The sequence below is a fragment of the Hymenobacter sp. DG25A genome (genome assembly GCF_001280305.1).
GTDB lineage: Bacteria > Bacteroidota > Bacteroidia > Cytophagales > Hymenobacteraceae > Hymenobacter.
This window is the reverse complement of the sequence record NZ_CP012623.1, coordinates 3,648,040-3,666,216: the sequence shown is the minus strand read 5'-3', so window position 1 is coordinate 3,666,216 and position 18,177 is coordinate 3,648,040. Positions and strand designations below refer to the sequence as shown.

Here is an 18,177-nt window from a genome sequence, read left to right as displayed (position 1 = left end):
AATGCGAATTCCGCGAAACCTGCGTAAATTCGCTACGTATCTACCCTCCAACCCCATCTGCTATGAAATCTGCTGCAGCTCTTCATGATATCCGGAACGAAGGCGACATTAAGACGCTGGTAGATACCGCTTTTAGCAAAGCAAATGATGACGAGCTTCTGGCGCCTTTGTGCCAGGCAGTAGCCCAGATTCACTGGCCCCGCCACCTCACCTCCCTCTACGATTTCTGGAGCAACGCCCTGTTGGGGACCACCCGCTACCAGGAAAATCAGTCCATTCCGCTGCATTCCGTGCTTACTACTCAGGGCACCCGCTCGCAGCGCTGGATTACGCTGCTGGAGCGCACCGTAGAAGAGCAATTCTCGGGCAGCAAAGCAGAAGAGGCCAAGCACAAGCTGACCACCCTGTTTTCCCGGGCGCAGACCGCCTAGATTTCCACTTCCTTCCGACATAAGAAAGCCCACCCGATACAGCTTCGGGTGGGCTTTTGCTTTTTGGGCTGATTCGTTTGCTTCCGCTAGGCCTCCTGCTTCAGCAGCAAAAACGGCCCCAGCACCAAGGCATCCAGGCCGGAGCGAAAGTAGCAATCCAGCGCATCTGCCGGCGACTCCACCAGCGGCATGCCATTCAGATTAAAGGATGTGTTCAGCAGCACGGGCACGCCGCTGAGCTGCCCAAAGGCCAGCAGCAGCTGGTGAAACAACGGGTTGGTAGTAGGGCACACCGTCTGGAGCCGGCCGGTACCGTCATCGTGCGTGACGGCGGGCAGCTGCTCCCGGGCCTCGGGCCGCAGAGGGAAGACCTTTTCCATGAAGTAGGACGTCTCGTCGGGCAACAGGTCGAAGTAGTCCTGCTGATGCGCTTCGGGCACGGCCGGGGCAAAGGGCCGGAAACCCTCCCGGTACTTGATGCTGGCATTTACCTGCTCTTTCATAGCGGCCAGCGTGGGGTTGGCCAGAATGCTGCGGTGGCCCAGGGCCCGTTGTCCCAGCTCCGAAGCCCCCTGAAACCACCCTACTACTTTCCCGGCCTGCAGCAGCGCGGCCGTTTCCGTCACGATATCCGTCGGGCGCTGGTAACGCAGCTTCCGGCGCTCCAGCTCCATTTCTAGTTCCACCTCCGGGTACTCCCGGCCGAAGAAATTATGGCGGTCGGGTTCCTGCGTTTTCTTTTCGCCCAGCACAAAATGCCGGCCATAGAGGGCGCTGCCCACGCTGATGCCCGTATCATCGGGTGTGCCGCCGATGAAGATGTCGTGGTAGGGCGTGTGGTGCCTGAGCTTGCCGTTCAGCACGGAGTTCATCAGTACGCCCCCGCCCAGCACCAGCTTCCGCTGGCCGGTTTGCCGGTGCAGGTTATTGAGCAGCTCAAACACCACCTGCTCCGTAATGTGCTGCACGGCTGCCACAATATCATACTCCCGCTGCGTAGGCGTGGCCCCGGCGGCCAGCGGCGGACCCAGCAGCTCTACCAGCTTGGGAGAATAGTAGTGCGGCGTGAAAAACAGGAAAAACTCAAAGTAGCGCAGGTCCAGCTCGTAGTGCAGCCCCTGCACCTGAATAAGCGGGCGCAGCCGCTCGTAGTAGGTGCGCCAGTTGCCACGGGCGGCCAGCGCCATAATTTTCCACTCGTCGCTGTTGGGGCGGAAGCCAAGGAAATCGGTGAAGGCGGCGTAGAACAGGCCCAGCGAGTGAGGCGTGCGGTTGGCGGCCAGTTCCTCAAAGCCGTGCGCGGAGGCCGTGCCCAGCAGGCCAGTGGTTGTCTCACCAAAACCATCGGCTATAAATACATCGGCCTCCGCAAAACCAGACGGCAGCAGGGCGTTGGCCATGTGCGCGTGGTGGTGGTTGACATAGTGCACCCGGGTTTGGGTACCGTGCAGGCCGTACAGGGTCTGGTCCAGGCTGCCAACGCCGCCTTGCAGGGCCACCAGCTCATTGAGGGTCAGCTGGGCCAGCTTGCCCCGGTTCTGGAAGGCATCGGCGGTGGTTTGGTCGGGGCGCGTGAGGTAGGGCGCGGGGTTCCAGCCCACAAAAACGTCGGTAATATCTTCTACCCCAATGCCGGCCGCCGCACAGCAGTAGCGGATGGCCTGCCGCGGAAACGATTTATCCTGCTTGATGCGCGTGAGCCGCTCCTCGGCAATGGCGACCTGCACCCGGCCATCGGGCCCCAGCAGGCAGGCGGAGGAGTGAAAGCCACTGCAGTTTATTCCCAGAATCCGGTGCGGCATCAGCAAAAATGGTAAAGCAAACAGAAAGCTTCTTTCAGCCCGAAAGTACGCAGTCTGCCAGGTTCAGGCATAAAAAAAGCGCCTGCCGCTACAATAGGGGCAGGCGCTTTCAGGATTTGGACGCTTCTGAGGGCTTACACGCCCAGCAGCAGGCGGGTTGGATCTTCCAGCAGCTCTTTCACGCGCACCAGGAACGACACCGACTCGCGGCCGTCAATGATGCGGTGGTCGTAGCTCAGGGCCAGATACATCATCGGGCGAATCACCACCTGGCCGTTTTCAGCTATGGGACGCTGCACAATGTTGTGCATGCCCAGAATAGCCGACTGCGGGGCGTTAATGATAGGGGTGCTCATCATGGAGCCGAACACCCCACCGTTGGTGATAGTGAACGTGCCGCCCGTCATCTGCTCAATGGTGAGCTTGTTGTCGCGGGCCAGGCCGGCGAGGCGCTGAATTTCTTTCTCGATACCATCAAAGGACAGTTCCTCGGCGTTGCGGATAACCGGCACCACCAGGCCTTTGGGGGCCGATACGGCAATGCTGATGTCGCAGAAGTCGTTGTACAGGATGTCGGTGCCATCAATCTGGGCATTCACGGCGGGCCACTCTTTCAGAGCTACGCACACAGCCTTGGTGAAGAACGACATGAAGCCGAGGCCCACGCTGTGCTTCTCCTTGAACTTGTCCTTGAACTTATTGCGCAGGTCCATGATGGGCTGCATGTTCACCTCGTTGAAGGTGGTGAGCATGGCCGTTTCATTTTTCACCGTTACCAGGCGGCGGGCTACCGTTTTGCGCAGGTTGCTCATCCGCTCGCGTCGCACGTTGCGGTTGCCGCTGGCAGCAGCCGGAGCCGCCTGGGCAACAGCCGGCGCTGCAGCGGCCGGAGCAGCTACCGGAGCCGGAGCAGCGGGACGGGCCTGGGCGTTCTGGGCGTCTTCCTTCGTGATGCGACCATCCCGACCGGAACCCTGTACATCGGCGGGGCTGATGCCTTTTTCGCCGAGAATCTTGCCGGCCGCCGGTGAGGGCGTGCCCGTAGCGTAGCTGGTAGTAGCCGAAGTGGCCGGAGCCGCCGCGGCTGGCGCAGCCTGAGTAGCAGCAGGCGCAGCGGCCGGAGCCGAAGCGGCCGCCGGAGCGCCGCTACCACCTTCAATGCGGGCAATAGTTGCCCCAATGCCGATAGTTTCGCCTTCCTTAACGGCGTGGCGCAGCGTACCGCTGCCTTCGGCGGGCAGCTCAAACGTGGCCTTATCCGATTCCAGCTCGGCAATAATTTCGTCGCGCTGTACCTGGGCGCCGTCTTCCTTCAGCCACTTGGCCACGGTTACTTCCGTGATGGACTCGCCCACGGCGGGAATCTTCATTTCTACCGTAGCACCACCGCCGGTGCTGGCGGGTGCAGCGGCCGCCGTAGGCGTATTGGCTGAGCCCGCCTGTGAGCCACCGTAGCCGCTTTGGTTGCTGGCCTGGGGGTTTTCCTCGCCTTTGCTTACCGGGTCGGCCGCTGGCTGGGCCGGAGCGCTGGCTGCTGGCACGGCTGTAGCGGCGGGAGCCGCTGCCGAAGCTGCCGGCGCGGCGCCATCCCCATTAATATCCGCAATAACAGTTCCGATGCCAATGGTTTCGCCTTCCGCCACCCGAATCTTCAGCACGCCGTCTGTTTCGGCGGGCAGCTCAAACGTGGCTTTGTCTGACTCCAGCTCGGCAATTACTTCATCGCGCTTCACGGCCTCGCCGTCTTTCTTGAGCCACTTGGCAATGGTAACCTCGGTGATAGACTCGCCGACGGCGGGGATTTTAATTTCCAGACCCATAGGTGGGAGTGTTGAAGGGTTTCGGTGGGGAATGTCATTGAAGTTGTCATTCCGGGTGAAGCGAGGAATCTGGCTTACCTACTGGAGGCTGACCCAGATTCCTTACCTCATTCAGAATGACACAGGACTAGTCCTGCTTCTTGGCTATTTCGGCGGTGGCTTTGATGTTGTCGGCTTCTACTTCGGCGGAAGCAATGCCGAAGGCACGAGCCACCAGCTCTTTCTGCTCCTTCACGTGCACCTTGTTGTAGCCGGTAGCCGGCGACGCAGAGGGCTTGCGCGAAATCACATCTTCCAGCTCGCGGCGCATAAAGCGCAGCAGATAGTTCCAGTAGCCCATGTTCTCGGGTTCCTCTTGTACCCAGTACACTTTGGCTTTGGGGTACTTGGCCAGCTCCACGGCCAGCTGCTTTTTGGGGAAGGGGTGCAGCTGCTCCAGGCGCACAATGGCCACGTCAGTACGTTTCGACTGCTGCTGTTCGTCCAGCAGGTCGAAGTATACTTTGCCCGAGCACAGCAGCACGCGCTTCACTTTCTTGTCCTCAGCGTACACGTCGCCCAGCACTTCGCGGAAGGTACCGGAGGTGAACTCCTCCACCGGCGACACGCACAGCGGGTGGCGCAGCATGGACTTGGGCGACATGACCACCAGCGGCTTGCGGAACTCCCAGGTCAACTGACGGCGCAGGGCGTGGAAGAAGTTGGCCGGCGTGGTCATGTTGGCTACCACAATGTTGTTTTCGGCGGCCAGCTGCAGGAACCGCTCGGGGCGGGCGTTGGAGTGCTCCGGGCCCTGGCCTTCGTAGCCGTGGGGCAGCAGCATCACCAAACCGTTCATGCGCTGCCACTTGCTTTCAGACGACACAATGAACTGGTCAATCATGGTCTGGGCGCCGTTGGCGAAGTCGCCGAACTGGGCTTCCCAGATTACCAGCGCCGTGGGGTTAGCCATGGCATAGCCGAATTCAAAGCCCAGCACCGCGTACTCGCTCAGCAGGGAGTTGTAGATGCGCAGCGTTTCCTGGCCCTCGCCAATGTAGTTGAGCGAGTTGTAGGGGGCCGAGGTTTCGGCATCGTGCAGCACGGCGTGGCGGTGCGAGAACGTGCCCCGCTGCACATCCTGACCGCTCAGGCGCACAATGTGCTTTTCGGCCAGCATGGAGCCGTAGGCCAGCAATTCGCCGGCGGCCCAGTTCAGCACGCGGTTTTCGAAGAACATCTTGCGGCGCTCTTCCATCAGCTTTTCAATCTGCTTCAAAGGGCGGAAGCCTTCGGGCAGCGTAGTCAGGGCCTTGCCTACTTTCGCTACCATATCCTCGCTGATGCCGGTTTGCGGCGACTGATCGAAGTCCTCCGTCTTGCTGCGGCGCAGGCTGCGCCACTCGTTTTCTAGGGCCTGGTAGTTATAAGGCAAGGGCTTCTGCTTCACCAGATCCAGGCGGGCCTGCAGGGTGTCGCGAAACTCCTTGTCCATCTGGGCGGCCAGTTGCGCGTCTACGTCGCCGCGCTGCACCAGCATGGCGTTGTACACCTCGCGGGGGTTCTGGTGCTTGCTGATGAGGTTGTAGAGCGTGGGCTGGGTGAACTTGGGCTCATCCGACTCGTTGTGGCCGTGGCGGCGGTAGCACACCATATCAATAAAGATATCGGCGTGGAACTGCTGGCGGTATTCGGTAGCCAGCTGCACGGCAAATACCACGGCTTCGGGGTCGTCGCCGTTCACGTGCAGCACCGGCGCGTCAATAATCTTGGCCAGATCAGTGCAGTAGATAGACGAGCGGGCGTCTTCGAAATCAGTGGTAAAACCTACCTGGTTGTTGATAACGAAGTGCACGGTGCCGCCGGTCTTGTAGCCTTCCAGCTGCGACATCTGCGTTACCTCGTAGCCAATGCCCTGGCCGGCCACGGCGGCGTCGCCGTGAATCAGGATGGGCAGCACTTTCGCGTAGTCGTTGCCGTAGCCGTGGTCCAGCTTGGCACGCACAAAGCCTTCCACCACGGGGTTTACCGCCTCCAGGTGCGAGGGGTTGGGCGCCAGCTTCAGATTCACGGTGCGGCCACCGGCATCTACCTGGCTGCTGTAGCCCATGTGGTACTTTACGTCGCCGTCGCCCATGGTCAAGTCCGGCACGGCTGTTCCCTCGAATTCCGAGAAAATCTGCTCGTAGGTTTTGCCCATGATGTTGGCCAGCACGTTCAGGCGGCCGCGGTGGGCCATACCAATCATCACTTCCTCTACACCCAGCTCAGCCCCTTTGCGGATGATGGCATCCAGCGCAGGGATGGTAGTTTCGCCGCCTTCCAGCGAGAAGCGCTTCTGACCGAGGAACTTGGTATGCAGGAAGTTCTCGAACACAACGGCCTCGTTGAGCTTACTAAGGATGCGCTTTTTGTACTCGATGCCAGGGTTAAAGCTCAGGGAGTCTTTCTCTACTTTTTCGCGGAACCAGTCGAGCACCTGCGGGTCGCGGATGTACATATACTCGAAGCCGATGGTCCGGGTATAAATCTTATCCAGCGCCGCTACAATGTCGCGCAGCTTGGCGTTCGGGCCCAGGCCCAGCACTTCGCCGTTTTTAAAGGTCGTGTCGAGGTCGGCTTCGCTCAGGCCGAAGTCAGAAATGCTGAGGCGGGCTTTACGGTCCTTCCGCTCGCGCACCGGGTTGGTGCGGGCCACCAGGTGGCCGCGGCTGCGGTAGGCATGAATCAGGTTACGAACCTGGGTTTCCTTATCGGCCGATACCTTATCTACGGCGCGGATTTCTCCGGCCTGGTTGGTACTTGCGGCGGTGGTTAAAACTCCTTCGCCATCGGCCTGCGGCATACCACCTTCGGGGTACTGCTGCGAGAAGTCGAATCCTTCAAAAAACTTGCGCCAGCCAAAGTCTACCGACTCGGGGTCGTTCTTATAAGACTGGTACAGTTGGTCAATATATTCGCCGTGGGCATTGGCGATGTAAGAGTAAGCGTCCATGCGGTAGGAGCTGGTGTGACGGCGGTAAAGGTAAATGCTAACATCAGAAAGCGAAAACTGATATTCGCATACTCAAATAAACCTGTTAATCAATGAGATGATTTTCAGGTGAAGTGGGCTCAGTCTTATAGGATACGGCAATCTATCGAAAGCAAACCAGTAGCAGTACCTGTAATGACTTTCCATACGGCTTATTCCGCATTCTATTCCGCTATTGTTTGCCCTGCGGGCGGAAGCGGTAGATTTCATACTTGCCCCGCTCGGCTGGCGCATACTGCAGCTGGGAAGTGGTGAAATAGATATAGCCGTTGGCATCCTCCGCAAACGTGTCGGCCCAGCGAATGCGGGCATCCTTTACCACATCCGTTACCTGCCCGGTGCGGGGCACGGTTACTCGAATGGCATCCGTAGTCAACCCGCCAGACCAGATACGGCCGTCACGGGTGCGCCACAGGCCGTCGGCGGGGCCAATGGTGGCAACGGTTTGCACGGCGGCGTGAAGGCTATCGGCGGGGGTATTGCGGCGCAACAGGCGCGTGGGCACCCGAAAGAGCTTATCCCCGGTAAGCATGGAGAAGTACAGCGTGTCGCCGCTGGCGCTTAGCTCAATGCCATCGGAATGCACCTGGTTGGTCCATTTCTTCCCGTTGAAAGTGAGGTAGGGCAAATTGGGTTTGGTGACAGAGTCATTTGCCAGCTGGCGATGCACCTGGCCGGAGCCCAGCTCTACGGCCAGCAGCGCGCCGGAGCCCGAGTCAGTAAGGTAGGCCACGTTACGGGCCACATCTACGCGCACATCATTCAGGTAGGACTGCTTGTTCCAGGTATTGGCCGGGAATTTATAGGTGCGCAGCAGCTTGCCACTAGCAATATCAAACACATGCAGCCGGGGGCCGGCGGGGAGCACGCCTTTGAACTCAGGGTTGTTGGGGTCTACCACCCACAGGCGGTTTTTGCTGTCGGCTACTACGCTTTGCACACAGCTGAACTTCTCATCCGGCGAGGCGCCGGGCTGCCAGGCGTTGCGGGCCGCATCGGGCCAGGGTTTGGTGGTGCCGTCGGGTAGCAGCTCGGCTATGGAAACGGGCACATCAGCCGACCAGCGGGGAAAGTTGACGAAGCGGCGGCCATTGGGCGCGATGGTAATGCCGGTCCATTGCCGGTCGTGCTGGGCTACCAGCTCCAGTACGACGCCCGGGGTGGTACTTGTAATAGTAACGGTGCTGTCGGCAGGGGCCTGGGCGGTACTACCGCCTTCCTGAGAGCCCGACTGACAACCGCCCAGTAACATGCCCAGCATGGTGGAGGCAGTCAGGGAAGTGATTAAGAAATGCTTCATCAGCGAATAAAAAACGAAAAAAGTGCTCCGGAGCACGGAGGGAAAGCCAGGTAGCGCCTCACTATACGTAGGCGGAACTAGGCTTATTCTGAGGTATTACCCAAGGATTAGATAACCGGTAATTACCTACGCGCTAACGAGGCTGTTGTTCGGCAACGCTGCATAAAAACAGATGCTTACCAAGCAATTCGTCGGTGTAAAATATTGGCACTAAAAAATGATTGAAATTGTACTATTCAGTTCAAACCTCGCCTCTGGCGTAGTAACAGTGCCGTGCGTTATAGCATCTTCGGTCTGCTTTTAAAGACTTATTTTCTTGATAAAACAAAATGATAAATTGAAATCAACATAAATTATATAGCTTAAAGGCACTCATCTAAAAAAAGTGTAACCTTTGTCTCGTTCTAAGGGTACGCTCCTTGCCTCAGGCAGGTTTGTCAAATTTGGACGAAGCTTATACTTCCTGGCTTAAACGGAAGTCCACAAACTCAAACGCCATGTCTATTGCTCTATTTCTGCTAAACCTCATCTTCGCCCCCCAAACTGCTCTGCTCCCCCCTTCGCCGAACCATTCGGTCACTTACACCATCGTTGCGCCGCCGGTTATTACCCCCCGCGCGGTAACCCTACAACCCGGCAGCTATTCAGCCAACCTGCCCAAGCAATTACCTCATTATACCGTAACGGCTACGGTGTACACGCCCGATGTACGACAGACTGATTCTGAGCCGTTCATTACCGCCGACAACTCGCGCATTCCGCGCAACCATTCCAGCAAAACCCGCTGGGTAGCCGTTTCCCGAGACTTACTGAAACACTGGGGTGGCCCGCTGAAGTACGGCGACCAGGTACGGGTATCGGGCCTTTCCGATGAGTTGGATGGCGTTTACGTCATTCACGACACCATGAACCGCCGCCACCGCCACTGCATTGACGTGCTGGTAAACGAGCGGGAGATTCGCGGCCGGATGACCCGCGACGACTTCGGTTTGTGGAAAGGCGTGCGCATTACCAAGGTTTCGGCTTCCGAAGCCTGGAACGAAGGCTAAGCGTTCAAAAAGCCATACTTTTTACCCGGCCGCTGATGCCGGGAAAGTCGTCAGGAGGCGGGGTTTCCCCGCGGCGTCGTACAGAAAGCTCAGGGGCTGAGCCGGGTCGCGCATAATATCCGTGAGCGGAATCTGCCACCGCTTCCACATCTCCAATAACGACTGCGCATACCCTGAATTTTCCCAGGGATTGAAGATTTCCCGCGTAATATCATCGATGAGGGTGTCGTACACGACCTGGCTGTCGCCGGGCTGTATCGTACGCGGGTAATAATCGGGCACTACATTAAACAGATAGGCCGCGTAGTACACGCGGGCCTTGAATTCAGCAATCTGCACCGGGTGCAGGGGGCGCGCCTGCGCATCAGCATACACCTGGCGCATGGCCTGCCGAATTATGCCATTATCCAGCAGGCAGGCCACCAGCACGGTATTATCCAGCTTAATGCTGAAGACCATGGTGGTCAGGTCGTCGTCGTACTCAAAGGCAATGGTATCCTCCTCGGGGGCAACCTCCAGAATAAACAGGGAGCTGGGCGTGAAGTCCTCAAACTCGATGGGCACGCGCAACGCCTGAAACACCTGAAAGAACGCCTGAAAGCGCAGGAGCATCTGGGCATTTTCCGCCAATGGGTACTGGGGCTTGATGAGGGGCGCCTGTTCCGTGAGCAGCTCCTTCATCAGGATACCATAGAACATCTTACCCAGCCACAGGAAAACCGTTTTTTCCGGCAGGGCGCGCAGGCTATTCTGCCCGCCTTCCGTGGCCGCTTTTATGGTTGCTTCCAGCGGCTCTACGTGCTGCTGGCGGCAGGTGGGGCAGCAGGGTATGCGCAGCTCCTCGTTGGTAACAATGCTTTGATCCAGCAGGCGCATCTGGCGGGCGCGCAGGTTGTAGCGGTCCATCAGCCACTCGGCAAACACCGGCACCGTATCCTGGGGCGGCGTTACGGCCATACCGCACAAAAAGCACAGGTGCGGGCCAAAGCGCATGCTATCAAACGGGTCGTAGAGGGTCAGGTCGGGAGCGGCAGCCATAGGTTTAAAGCGAATAGGCGGCAAAGGTACGGCGGCCGCGCAAGCTTCGGCACTCCTTTTCCTAACAACAGAACGCCCGGCCACTTACGTGGCCGGGCGTTCTGGCTTAGAGCAGGCTGTGGGTAGCCGCTAGCGCGACAACGTAGAACCCAGCTTGATGAGAATCTTACCCAAATGCGTGAGGGGCGCGGTGTAGCCGTTGGCAGCTTCTTCCGCTACCTTTATGGTTTCATTGCCCAGGCTGGCCATTATTTCGGCCAGGGTGTGGCTATCAGGGTTTTCCTGGCTGAGCTGTTCACGCAGAGCTGTCATTTCCTGCGTAATTTTGGCCAGGCCCGGCCGGCCGCTGGCACGCAGCACTTCTTCCCAACGACCGATTTCCGAAAGGCCATGCTTGTTTTGCCGGCTGGGAACTCCTTCGTTGAGCAATGTGAGCGTATCCTCGACCAAGGCAGAGTTTTGTTCGTCGCTTACTTCCAGGGGTACTGTGGGCGTAGGCGTAGACTGGGGAGTGGGGGTGATGGAATCCATAGAATGAAACGAAAAAAAGCCGAGGTAGTGCTGGCATATACTTGTTTGCCGCCGGAAAAGTTAAGCCACCCTACCAGACTCCTTTTCGTACATGCGCCCGGGCCCTGTGCCGCTTTTTGCTCCTATGTTATACGAAGTTCTTTTTTCCGCTTTCCCCACCCCCGCCCGGCTTGCACAGTATGAAGCGGTCCGGGACGCTTTACAGGCGGAAGCCGACGCGCCCGATACCCTGTTGCTGGGCCAGCTGGCCGTAGGCAATGGTCTGGTGCTCGATGCTGTACTGATTCGCCCGCATGCGGTGGCTATTCTCCTGCTAGAGCCCCGCGGCGGCCACCTCACCCTCACAGACTTTGCCAGCGCCCCCTGGCAGCTGGGCGGCGCCCCCATGCCGGGCAAGCAGGCCGCCAACCCCTATCAGGCTTTTCAACAGCAAAAAGAAGCGCTGGCTGATTTCCTGCGCCCCCACCTCACGGCCGATCAGGCCAATCTGAACTTTACCACCGGACTGCTGCTGTTTGGCGAGCCAGTGACTTTTGCTCCGGAAGTAGAGGCGGCCATGAGTGCCGTACCTGGCTCCAGTAACTTCCATTTGCTGGCCGACCCAGGTCGTTTTACCCGCCGCCTGAGCCAGCTGGCCACACCCGAAATAGACCTTTCTGCTACTGAGCTGCACCAGTTGGCCGAAACGCTGGGAGCCGCTCCGGCCGAAACCCACGCAGGTCAGGAACCTACTGAAACAGCAACAACCCATGAAAACGAGCCGGAGCAGGAGCCGGCCTACCCGGAAAATGCCGGCGACTTTTTCCGGCAGAAAGCAGCGCAGCTCTGGAGCTGGCTGGGGGCCGAAGATATTGAGGACGTAGACCGCAACGCCTACCAAACCACAACCGGCCAAACCCACCAGCAGGAAAAGCAGGAGCTGGAGCAGCTGCGCGCCACCATGCAGGCGGAGCTAGCCCGACAGCTACAGGCCATGGAAGCCCGCGACGCGGAGCGGGAGCAAAGCATTGCCCAGCTCCGCGCCCAGCTGGCGCAGGCCCCGGCAGTAGCGCCCGAAGCGGCTACCATCCGTCAGCAGCTGGCCACCGAAAACCGCGAAAAGGAGGCGCTGGAGGAAGCTATCCGGGCTTCGCAGGCAGAGTCGGCGGCCCGCAACCAGGCGCTGGATGCTAAAATCAGGCAGCTGGAAGAGCAGATGCAGCGCCAGTCATCGGCCGGCACTCAGTTGAAAGGTCTGGTGGCGCCCGGGTTTCGGCGGGTGCGGGCCTGGCGCCGCCGCTTGCCGCGGGTGGGCGTGGCTGCCGCCGGAGCTGCCGTACTGGGCCTAAGCCTGTGGGGCCTCAGCCACCTCACAGCCGATACCCCCCACCCTTTCCAGAAAGACGGTAAGTGGGGATATGCCGATGAGGATGGCGACCTGGTGATTCCGGCCCTGTACAGCTCCGTAGAGGAGTTTGATGCTAACGGCAATGCCGTGGTGAAGAAGGATGGGGCGTATGGTTTTGTAGATACCGATGGAGACGAAACCCTCCCGCCCGCCTACGATGCCCTAAAGCCGTACTCCGACGGCTATGCCCGCGTCCGCATCGGCGACCTGTACACCTTTGTGGACGAGGACGGCCAGGAGTTTCCGCAGTATTTCTACAATGCTCTTGACTTTAGCGAGGGCCGGGCCGCCGTGCTCAATCAGCGGGGCTGGTTTTACATTACCGGGCCCGAGGAAACCGAAACCCCACCACCCGTTTTCCAGGAAGCCTACTCCTTCCATAAAGGTGTGGCCCGCGTGAAGATGAAAGGCCACTACACCTTCATCACTCCCCGCTACCTGGCCAACCCCGACCAAGGCACGGAACCCTTTGGCCAATACACCCAGGCCAGCGACTTCGTGGACGGCAAGGCCCGGGTAACGCAGGATGGCAAAACCTTCTTTATTGACGCCGACGGCGACCCGGTGGATAACTAACCAGCCAGAGCAGTCCGGCCTTTTCGGTTAATCATCGCCCCGGTGCTTGCCGCCTTTGTGCTTGCCGTTTTTCTTGTGTCCTTTGGCTTTGCCCCGAGGGCCATATTGCACCCAGCGCTGCCACCCGGTGGGCTCCGCGGCTACCCGCGTGGCAGCGGAGGCAGCCGGGCGGGGCGCTGAAGCAAAAGTTAGCTGCCCACCGGCTCCGGCGCGCACGGCTACCACCGCACCGTGGAGCGTGCAGCCCTGTCCTTCGGCCAGCTCGGTATGGCGGCCGTCGGTTTCCACTATAAATCCATCCCGGCTTACGGTGCGGCCATTGGGCAGGTGTATATCCTGCGTCATGGGCCGCTGAGCGCCGTTGCGCACCACATACATGGTGCCGTCACGGCGCAGAAAACCATCATTGGCCGATTGCGCCTGGCTGAATGAAAACGACAAGCATAGAAAAGCAAAGAGGCAAAAACGGACCAGACGCATAGAAATGAAAAGCAGAAGAAATCGAAATCAGACCTACGCCAGCCAGGGGGCCAGCGTTGCCCTGCCCCGACAAATACAGGGCCAGCCCTGGGCCAACGGGTTACCTTTCTTCCACAACCTGATTAAGGGCAACATTTCCAACTGACTCAAACATCATTCCTATGAAATTCTCGCTGAAATCTGCCCTGATTGCCGTTGCTTTCGCTGCTGTTGCCACTTCCTGCACCAAGACCGAAGAGCAGCAGGCTGAAACCACCGTAGATAACGCGGCTGCTAACACCGAAATGGCTGCCGACACGGCTGCTGCTGCTACGGATGACGCCATGGAAGGCGCTGGCCAGACTGTAGAAGCTGCCGGCGAAAAGGCTGCTACTACCACCGAGCAGACTGCCAACGAAGCTGCTGCCGCTGCTAAAGAAGAAGTTAAAAACTAAGTACGCTGCCCAAACGGGCGCTGTACTTTCTATAAAAGCGCCCCTGGTCTCGTGCCGGGGGCGCTTTTGTGTTTTATGCAATTAAGCGCCGGCCAGGGCCAGCAACACTTCATAGTAAGGCTTGGCTAACGTGCGGGCTTTCAGCCATGCGTAAAAGCTCAGGGCCTGCAGGTCTTCTCGCTCCAGGGGCAAAAAGTGGGGCATCTGGGCCACGCGCTCCGCAAAGGCCGGGCACGTAGCCACGGCCGGATCCTGAATAATTTCCCGCACCAGAGCCAGATAGCTGAGAATGTACTGATAAGCTCCGGTGTCGCCAAACCGCTCCCGCACGCTGCGCTCAATGGCGCGCAGGCGGTTCAGGGCCAGATCAGGGTTGCCCAGCTCCAGCTGCACCAGCATTTCGCCCATGCTTTTATTCAAAGTCCATTCCACGCCCATTTTCTGCTCGCACCACTGGTCGGAGCGGCCAATGGCCAGCAGTACTTGGTTGGTTTTGGCGTAGCGGCCTTCGGCGAAATAGTGGAAGCCCAGCCCCAGCCGGATGGTGAGCTGGTCCTGGAGCCGCATGGCCGTAGTAGCGCCCCGGAGCATGCTTTCCAGCAGCCGGATGCTGTCGGCATTGCGGCGCAGAAAGGCCTGGTTGGCCGCCAGCAAAGCAATATAGCGCGGGTAGTACTCGGCGTGCAGACTGCGGGGGCCGTCGGCCAGGGTTTGACGCAGGGTTTCCAGGTATTCCATGGAGCGCTGGAAGTGCCGGTTGCGGTAGAGCACGTGCGCTATCATATAAAGCAGACCCAACTGATAGTAGCGGTGCGCGGGCGCAAACCCGTGGCGCTTTTCCATGAGGTGGTAGCAGCGGATGATAAAGGGCTCAAAGGAAGCGAAGTCGCGGCGGGCCAGCATGGTGTTGCGGGCAATGGACAGCAGCTGGTAGAGCAGCGTGGGGCGCCGGGCAAAGGCCTCCAGCAAGTCATACTCGCGCAGCACCTCGTGCGCAATGGTATCGAAGGCGGCGTTGCGGCCCAGGGCCCGGGCTTCCAGCAGGCGCTGCCGGATCAGGCTGCTGGCAATGGCGGCGCGCTCTTCCTCATCGGCGGCTTTCTTATTGAGGTTGCGGCGCCGGATGATGCTGGTCAGGTCGTCGGCGTACTCGCTGTGGGCGTGCGCAATCTGCAGGTTGAATACCGAGTTCAGCAGCTCATACTGGTCATTGGCCTGGGCCAGCTTCTCGGCTTTGCGCACGGTGGACCAGGCCAGCCGGGGCACGCCGGTTTCAAAGAGGTATTGGGCCAATTGCAGGAGCCCGCGCCCGGTGGCGGCCGTGGTGGGGTCCTGCTGCAGCTGGCGCAGCACCAGATAATCGGTGAAGTGGCGGAGCAGGCGCTTGCGCAGCGCATAGTACGCCACGGCGTTGGGCTCTTCCGGGTACAGGAGCGCCAGCAGTTCGTCAGTGGTGTATTCCTTCTTGTGCAGCAGCAGCTCGCCCAGGCGCGCATCCATGCGGCCTTTGCTTTTGCGGCCCTGCCGATGCAGGAATTGCAGGAAGTCTTTTCGCTCTTCTAAGGGCAGGGCCAGCAGCGCCGTGCGCAGATCATCCATAATAGCTAAGTATAGGCTTCAAATATGCAGAATAATAAAGTCTGAATATTCATCTACAAATCACTATCATTCAATTTTTTACATAGATGCATAGGTTTCTCAGGAAGTCCGCCGGAGGCTTATATCATCTTGCAGCTTATCATTAATAAGTTCAGCTTTAACCCTGATTAATCTTTTAACCACACCACCTATGAGAAAGCAGCTACTTTTTTGTTCTGGCTTATGCTGATAAGCGGCCTGGCGCAGGCCCAGGACTTGTTGGTGAAGCAAAACGGCGAAGAGGTACAGGTGAAAGTGGTGGAGATAACCCCTACCCTCATCACCTACAAACGCTTCGATAACCCGGAAGGCCCGCTGATTTCGGTGTACAAGTCCGAGGTGTTCATGATTCGCTACGCCAATGGCTCCAAGGAAATTATTACGCCCCAGCAGCCGCAACAGCAGGCAGGCGGGCTCCCGCGCCAGGCACCGCCCGGCGGCGTAGCTCCCCCTACCGATGGCTCGGTGGTGCCCGGCGACGCCAACCCCGCCTTCGACCCCGTGCACCTAAGCGGGCCCCGCATCGGCATTACGGTCCTGACAGGGGCCGTAGTAGACAAGGCCAAGGACGAGTTTAGCCTGAATCCCTTCCTCACGCAGTTTGGCTGGCAGTTTGAAACGCGCATTTTCCGCCTGCCCAACGGCACCTCCGGCCTGTTTGAGATAGTACCGCTGATTGGCGGTCTGGAGCAGGGTAAATTTATCCCCAGCGTAAACGGCCTGATTGGTATTCGGGGCAAGAAGGGGTTTGAGTTTGGCATTGGGCCCAACCTGACGCCCGTGAGTGCCAACATTGCCTTGGCCGTTGGCACCTCCTTCCAGGCCTACGGGGTGAATTTTCCGGTAAATTTTGCAGTAGTACCCGGCAATGGCGGGGCCCGCTTCAGCCTGCTGTTCGGGTTTAACTCGCGGCGGCGCTAACTACCGATACGCTCTTCTCTCAGCTTCCTCAACTCTTACCTGTATGCGACGCTTTTTACTTTTTTTGTTTCTGCTGCTGCCTGCCCTGAGCCAGGCGCAGGACGTCATTCTGCGGACCTCCGGCGAAGAGCTGCCGGCCAAAGTAGTGCGCATAACGCCCGACCAGGTAGTATACATGACCGGCACTGATACGCTTCGTATGCCCGCGGCGGAAGTGTTTTTAATACGGTATGCCAACGGCACGAAAGAGGTGCTGGGTAATAAGGCAGTGGCCGGCACGCCGCCGGCACTTACCCCACAGCAAGCCGAGCAATTGGGCCGTTCTGATGCCCGGCAGCTGTTCAAGGCCAAAGGGGCCTTCTGGGGCACCTGTGGTGCTACATTTATAACGATGAGTGCCTATGGGCTGGGGGGTATTGCAACCGGTGCCGCTATTGCAGCCACCCCGCCCAAAGACAAGAATATTATTCCATCCCGCCCCGAGCTTTTGCAGAACCCAGATTATGTACGGGGCTACAAGCAGCAGGCCCAGAACAAAAAGCTGGGTAAAGCAGCAGCCGGTTTTGGTGTGGGCGCAGGCGCTGCCCTAGTAGCAGTTACCATAGCGGTGGTTGTTGCCCTTAGCCAGTGGCAATAAAAACTCAACCACGTCTATAAAAGAGCCGTACAGGGAGAAAGCACCTTTGCTTTTTCACTAATTCCTTTTTGTCATGGACGTTAATCGTAATAACATAGAAGACAATACCGAGCTGCGGGCTCGCGGAAACTGGAATGAAATCAAAGGCCAGGCCAAACAGAAGTGGGGCCAACTCACCGATGACGACCTGGACTACCAGGAAGGCCAGCAGGACGAGTGGTTTGGGCGGATGCAGGAGAAAACCGGCGAAACCCTGAGTGATATCAAATCCTGGTTTCAGCGCACATTTTAACTTATAACGCTGTCGTTACTAACGCGGGCTGCTCCTGAACTCAGGGGCAGCCCGCATTGCGTTAAGGCCCGCTCTGGTTGCTGTACTCAACCACCGGATTTCGTTGACAGATGGGCTGGTAGGACAAGTCATTAATTACTCTACCTTAGCTTATCTGCGGCAGGAGCACGCATTTGGCGGGCGCGCTGCTTTGATTCTTATGACAGCCGACGAACAGCATAGTGTACAGCTTTGGGAGCGTTTCCGCGGCGGCGAAGCGGCCGCGCTGGCAATGCTGTTTGAGCTGCACTACGAAGCCCTGTTCAACTATGGCGTTAAGCTAACCGGCGATGAGGAGCTGGTAAAAGACAGCATCCAAAATCTGTTTCAAAAGCTGTGGCGGCGGCGGCAGGGCGTGCGCGCCATTCAAATTGTCAAGGCCTATCTCTTTAAAGCGCTGCGCCATCATCTGGGCGATGAAATCAAGCTGGTGAAACAGCGGCGCTACCTGTTGCCATTGTCGGCGGATTCGTTTGAGGTAACCTATTCTCACGAGGAGTTCCTTATTGCGGAGCAAACGGATGCCGAGCAGCAGGCGCTCCTGCTGGCAGCCATTAACCAGCTCTCTAACCGCCAGCGCGAGGCTCTATACCTCCGTTTTTTTGATGGCTTCCCCTACGAGCGTATTGCCGAGGTGATGTCGCTCAACACCCAATCCGTCCGCAACCTGGTTTTCAATGCCCTGCAGGCTATTCGCAAGGTTATGAAAGCCTCTTGGGCGCTGGACCGGTAGGCACCAAAGCCCGCAAACAGCCCGGGTGAAAAAAATTTACCAATCCATGAGTATAA

16 protein-coding genes are annotated in these 18,177 nt (G+C 58.5%); 8 read left to right on the top strand and 8 right to left on the bottom strand.

Features of this window, described 5'->3' with window-relative positions:
• Positions 1 to 62: 62 nt before the first annotated feature.
• Positions 63 to 431: a group III truncated hemoglobin gene (locus tag AM218_RS15710; RefSeq protein ID WP_054414980.1), complete on the top strand. Its 369-nt coding sequence runs from the start codon at positions 63 to 65 to the stop codon at positions 429 to 431.
• Between the two features lie 86 nt (positions 432 to 517).
• On the opposite strand, the gene AM218_RS15705 is transcribed toward AM218_RS15710, so the two are convergent.
• The 4 genes from AM218_RS15705 to AM218_RS15690 form a co-directional block, all read right to left on the bottom strand.
• The gene (locus tag AM218_RS15705; RefSeq protein WP_054414978.1) at positions 518 to 2,233 is read right to left on the bottom strand and encodes a carbamoyltransferase family protein; all 1,716 of its coding nucleotides are present in this window, start codon (positions 2,231 to 2,233) and stop codon (positions 518 to 520) included.
• 134 nt (positions 2,234 to 2,367) lie between these two features.
• Positions 2,368 to 4,053: a 2-oxoglutarate dehydrogenase complex dihydrolipoyllysine-residue succinyltransferase gene (odhB, locus tag AM218_RS15700; RefSeq protein ID WP_054414975.1), complete on the bottom strand. Its 1,686-nt coding sequence runs from the start codon at positions 4,051 to 4,053 to the stop codon at positions 2,368 to 2,370.
• Positions 4,054 to 4,180: 127 nt separating this feature from the next.
• On the bottom strand, positions 4,181 to 7,027 hold the full coding sequence (locus AM218_RS15695; protein ID WP_054414973.1) for a 2-oxoglutarate dehydrogenase E1 component: 2,847 nt from the start codon (positions 7,025 to 7,027) through the stop codon (positions 4,181 to 4,183).
• A 211-nt stretch (positions 7,028 to 7,238) separates the two neighbouring features.
• Positions 7,239 to 8,366, bottom strand: a complete 1,128-nt coding sequence (locus AM218_RS15690) for an L-dopachrome tautomerase-related protein (protein WP_157547692.1) — start codon at positions 8,364 to 8,366, stop codon at positions 7,239 to 7,241.
• Between the two features lie 497 nt (positions 8,367 to 8,863).
• Between AM218_RS15690 and AM218_RS15685 the strand changes: the two genes are divergently transcribed.
• Positions 8,864 to 9,415 carry an RlpA-like double-psi beta-barrel domain-containing protein gene (locus AM218_RS15685; protein WP_054414969.1) on the top strand — a complete coding sequence of 184 codons (552 nt, stop codon included), beginning with the start codon at positions 8,864 to 8,866 and terminating at the stop codon, positions 9,413 to 9,415.
• Positions 9,416 to 9,436: 21 nt separating this feature from the next.
• Here AM218_RS15685 and AM218_RS15680 read toward each other — a convergent pair whose 3' ends face one another.
• Together AM218_RS15680 and AM218_RS15675 are read right to left on the bottom strand one after the other, a co-directional pair.
• The gene (locus AM218_RS15680; RefSeq protein WP_082318274.1) at positions 9,437 to 10,453 is read right to left on the bottom strand and encodes a hypothetical protein; all 1,017 of its coding nucleotides are present in this window, start codon (positions 10,451 to 10,453) and stop codon (positions 9,437 to 9,439) included.
• Between the two features lie 129 nt (positions 10,454 to 10,582).
• Positions 10,583 to 10,984: a hypothetical protein gene (locus AM218_RS15675; protein WP_054414966.1), complete on the bottom strand. Its 402-nt coding sequence runs from the start codon at positions 10,982 to 10,984 to the stop codon at positions 10,583 to 10,585.
• A gap of 124 nt (positions 10,985 to 11,108) precedes the next feature.
• Here AM218_RS15675 and AM218_RS15670 point away from each other — a divergent pair, with 124 nt between their 5' ends.
• Positions 11,109 to 12,947, top strand: coding sequence for a WG repeat-containing protein (locus AM218_RS15670; RefSeq protein ID WP_054414964.1), 1,839 nt, complete (start codon positions 11,109 to 11,111; stop codon positions 12,945 to 12,947).
• A 27-nt stretch (positions 12,948 to 12,974) separates the two neighbouring features.
• Here AM218_RS15670 and AM218_RS15665 read toward each other — a convergent pair whose 3' ends face one another.
• Positions 12,975 to 13,388, bottom strand: coding sequence for a DUF6799 domain-containing protein (locus AM218_RS15665; protein WP_054414962.1), 414 nt, complete (start codon positions 13,386 to 13,388; stop codon positions 12,975 to 12,977).
• 200 nt (positions 13,389 to 13,588) lie between these two features.
• On the opposite strand from AM218_RS15665, the gene AM218_RS15660 reads away from it, so the two are divergent.
• Positions 13,589 to 13,861, top strand: a complete 273-nt coding sequence (locus AM218_RS15660) for a hypothetical protein (RefSeq protein ID WP_054414960.1) — start codon at positions 13,589 to 13,591, stop codon at positions 13,859 to 13,861.
• A gap of 81 nt (positions 13,862 to 13,942) precedes the next feature.
• Here AM218_RS15660 and AM218_RS15655 read toward each other — a convergent pair whose 3' ends face one another.
• Positions 13,943 to 15,460: a hypothetical protein gene (locus AM218_RS15655; RefSeq protein WP_054414949.1), complete on the bottom strand. Its 1,518-nt coding sequence runs from the start codon at positions 15,458 to 15,460 to the stop codon at positions 13,943 to 13,945.
• Positions 15,461 to 15,682: 222 nt separating this feature from the next.
• On the opposite strand from AM218_RS15655, the gene AM218_RS15650 reads away from it, so the two are divergent.
• The 4 genes from AM218_RS15650 to AM218_RS15635 all read left to right on the top strand — a co-directional run bounded on the left by AM218_RS15650 (position 15,683) and on the right by AM218_RS15635 (position 18,121).
• The gene (locus AM218_RS15650; protein WP_054414946.1) at positions 15,683 to 16,420 is read left to right on the top strand and encodes a hypothetical protein; all 738 of its coding nucleotides are present in this window, start codon (positions 15,683 to 15,685) and stop codon (positions 16,418 to 16,420) included.
• Between the two features lie 43 nt (positions 16,421 to 16,463).
• Positions 16,464 to 17,057, top strand: coding sequence for a hypothetical protein (locus tag AM218_RS15645; protein ID WP_071843816.1), 594 nt, complete (start codon positions 16,464 to 16,466; stop codon positions 17,055 to 17,057).
• A 73-nt stretch (positions 17,058 to 17,130) separates the two neighbouring features.
• On the top strand, positions 17,131 to 17,349 hold the full coding sequence (locus AM218_RS15640; RefSeq protein WP_054414942.1) for a CsbD family protein: 219 nt from the start codon (positions 17,131 to 17,133) through the stop codon (positions 17,347 to 17,349).
• A gap of 199 nt (positions 17,350 to 17,548) precedes the next feature.
• Complete coding sequence (locus AM218_RS15635) at positions 17,549 to 18,121, top strand: RNA polymerase sigma factor (RefSeq protein ID WP_054414940.1); 573 nt, start codon at positions 17,549 to 17,551, stop codon at positions 18,119 to 18,121.
• The last annotated feature ends 56 nt before the right edge of the window (positions 18,122 to 18,177 follow it).

Bases quoted from the DNA above. Each gene is read 5' to 3' on its own strand.
- AM218_RS15675 (WP_054414966.1), bottom strand. From the start codon at position 10,984: ATGGATTCCATCACCCCCACTCCCCAGTCTACGCCTACGCCCACAGTA.
- AM218_RS15650 (WP_054414946.1), top strand. From the start codon at position 15,683: ATGCTGATAAGCGGCCTGGCGCAGGCCCAGGACTTGTTGGTGAAGCAA.
- odhB (WP_054414975.1), bottom strand. From the start codon at position 4,053: ATGGGTCTGGAAATTAAAATCCCCGCCGTCGGCGAGTCTATCACCGAG.
- AM218_RS15685 (WP_054414969.1), top strand. From the start codon at position 8,864: ATGTCTATTGCTCTATTTCTGCTAAACCTCATCTTCGCCCCCCAAACT.
- AM218_RS15695 (WP_054414973.1), bottom strand. From the start codon at position 7,027: ATGGACGCTTACTCTTACATCGCCAATGCCCACGGCGAATATATTGAC.
- AM218_RS15645 (WP_071843816.1), top strand. From the start codon at position 16,464: ATGCGACGCTTTTTACTTTTTTTGTTTCTGCTGCTGCCTGCCCTGAGC.
- AM218_RS15635 (WP_054414940.1), top strand. From the start codon at position 17,549: ATGACAGCCGACGAACAGCATAGTGTACAGCTTTGGGAGCGTTTCCGC.
- AM218_RS15640 (WP_054414942.1), top strand. From the start codon at position 17,131: ATGGACGTTAATCGTAATAACATAGAAGACAATACCGAGCTGCGGGCT.
- AM218_RS15680 (WP_082318274.1), bottom strand. From the start codon at position 10,453: ATGGCTGCCGCTCCCGACCTGACCCTCTACGACCCGTTTGATAGCATG.
- AM218_RS15710 (WP_054414980.1), top strand. From the start codon at position 63: ATGAAATCTGCTGCAGCTCTTCATGATATCCGGAACGAAGGCGACATT.
- AM218_RS15670 (WP_054414964.1), top strand. From the start codon at position 11,109: ATGTTATACGAAGTTCTTTTTTCCGCTTTCCCCACCCCCGCCCGGCTT.
- AM218_RS15655 (WP_054414949.1), bottom strand. From the start codon at position 15,460: ATGGATGATCTGCGCACGGCGCTGCTGGCCCTGCCCTTAGAAGAGCGA.
- AM218_RS15660 (WP_054414960.1), top strand. From the start codon at position 13,589: ATGAAATTCTCGCTGAAATCTGCCCTGATTGCCGTTGCTTTCGCTGCT.
- AM218_RS15690 (WP_157547692.1), bottom strand. From the start codon at position 8,366: ATGAAGCATTTCTTAATCACTTCCCTGACTGCCTCCACCATGCTGGGC.
- AM218_RS15705 (WP_054414978.1), bottom strand. From the start codon at position 2,233: ATGCCGCACCGGATTCTGGGAATAAACTGCAGTGGCTTTCACTCCTCC.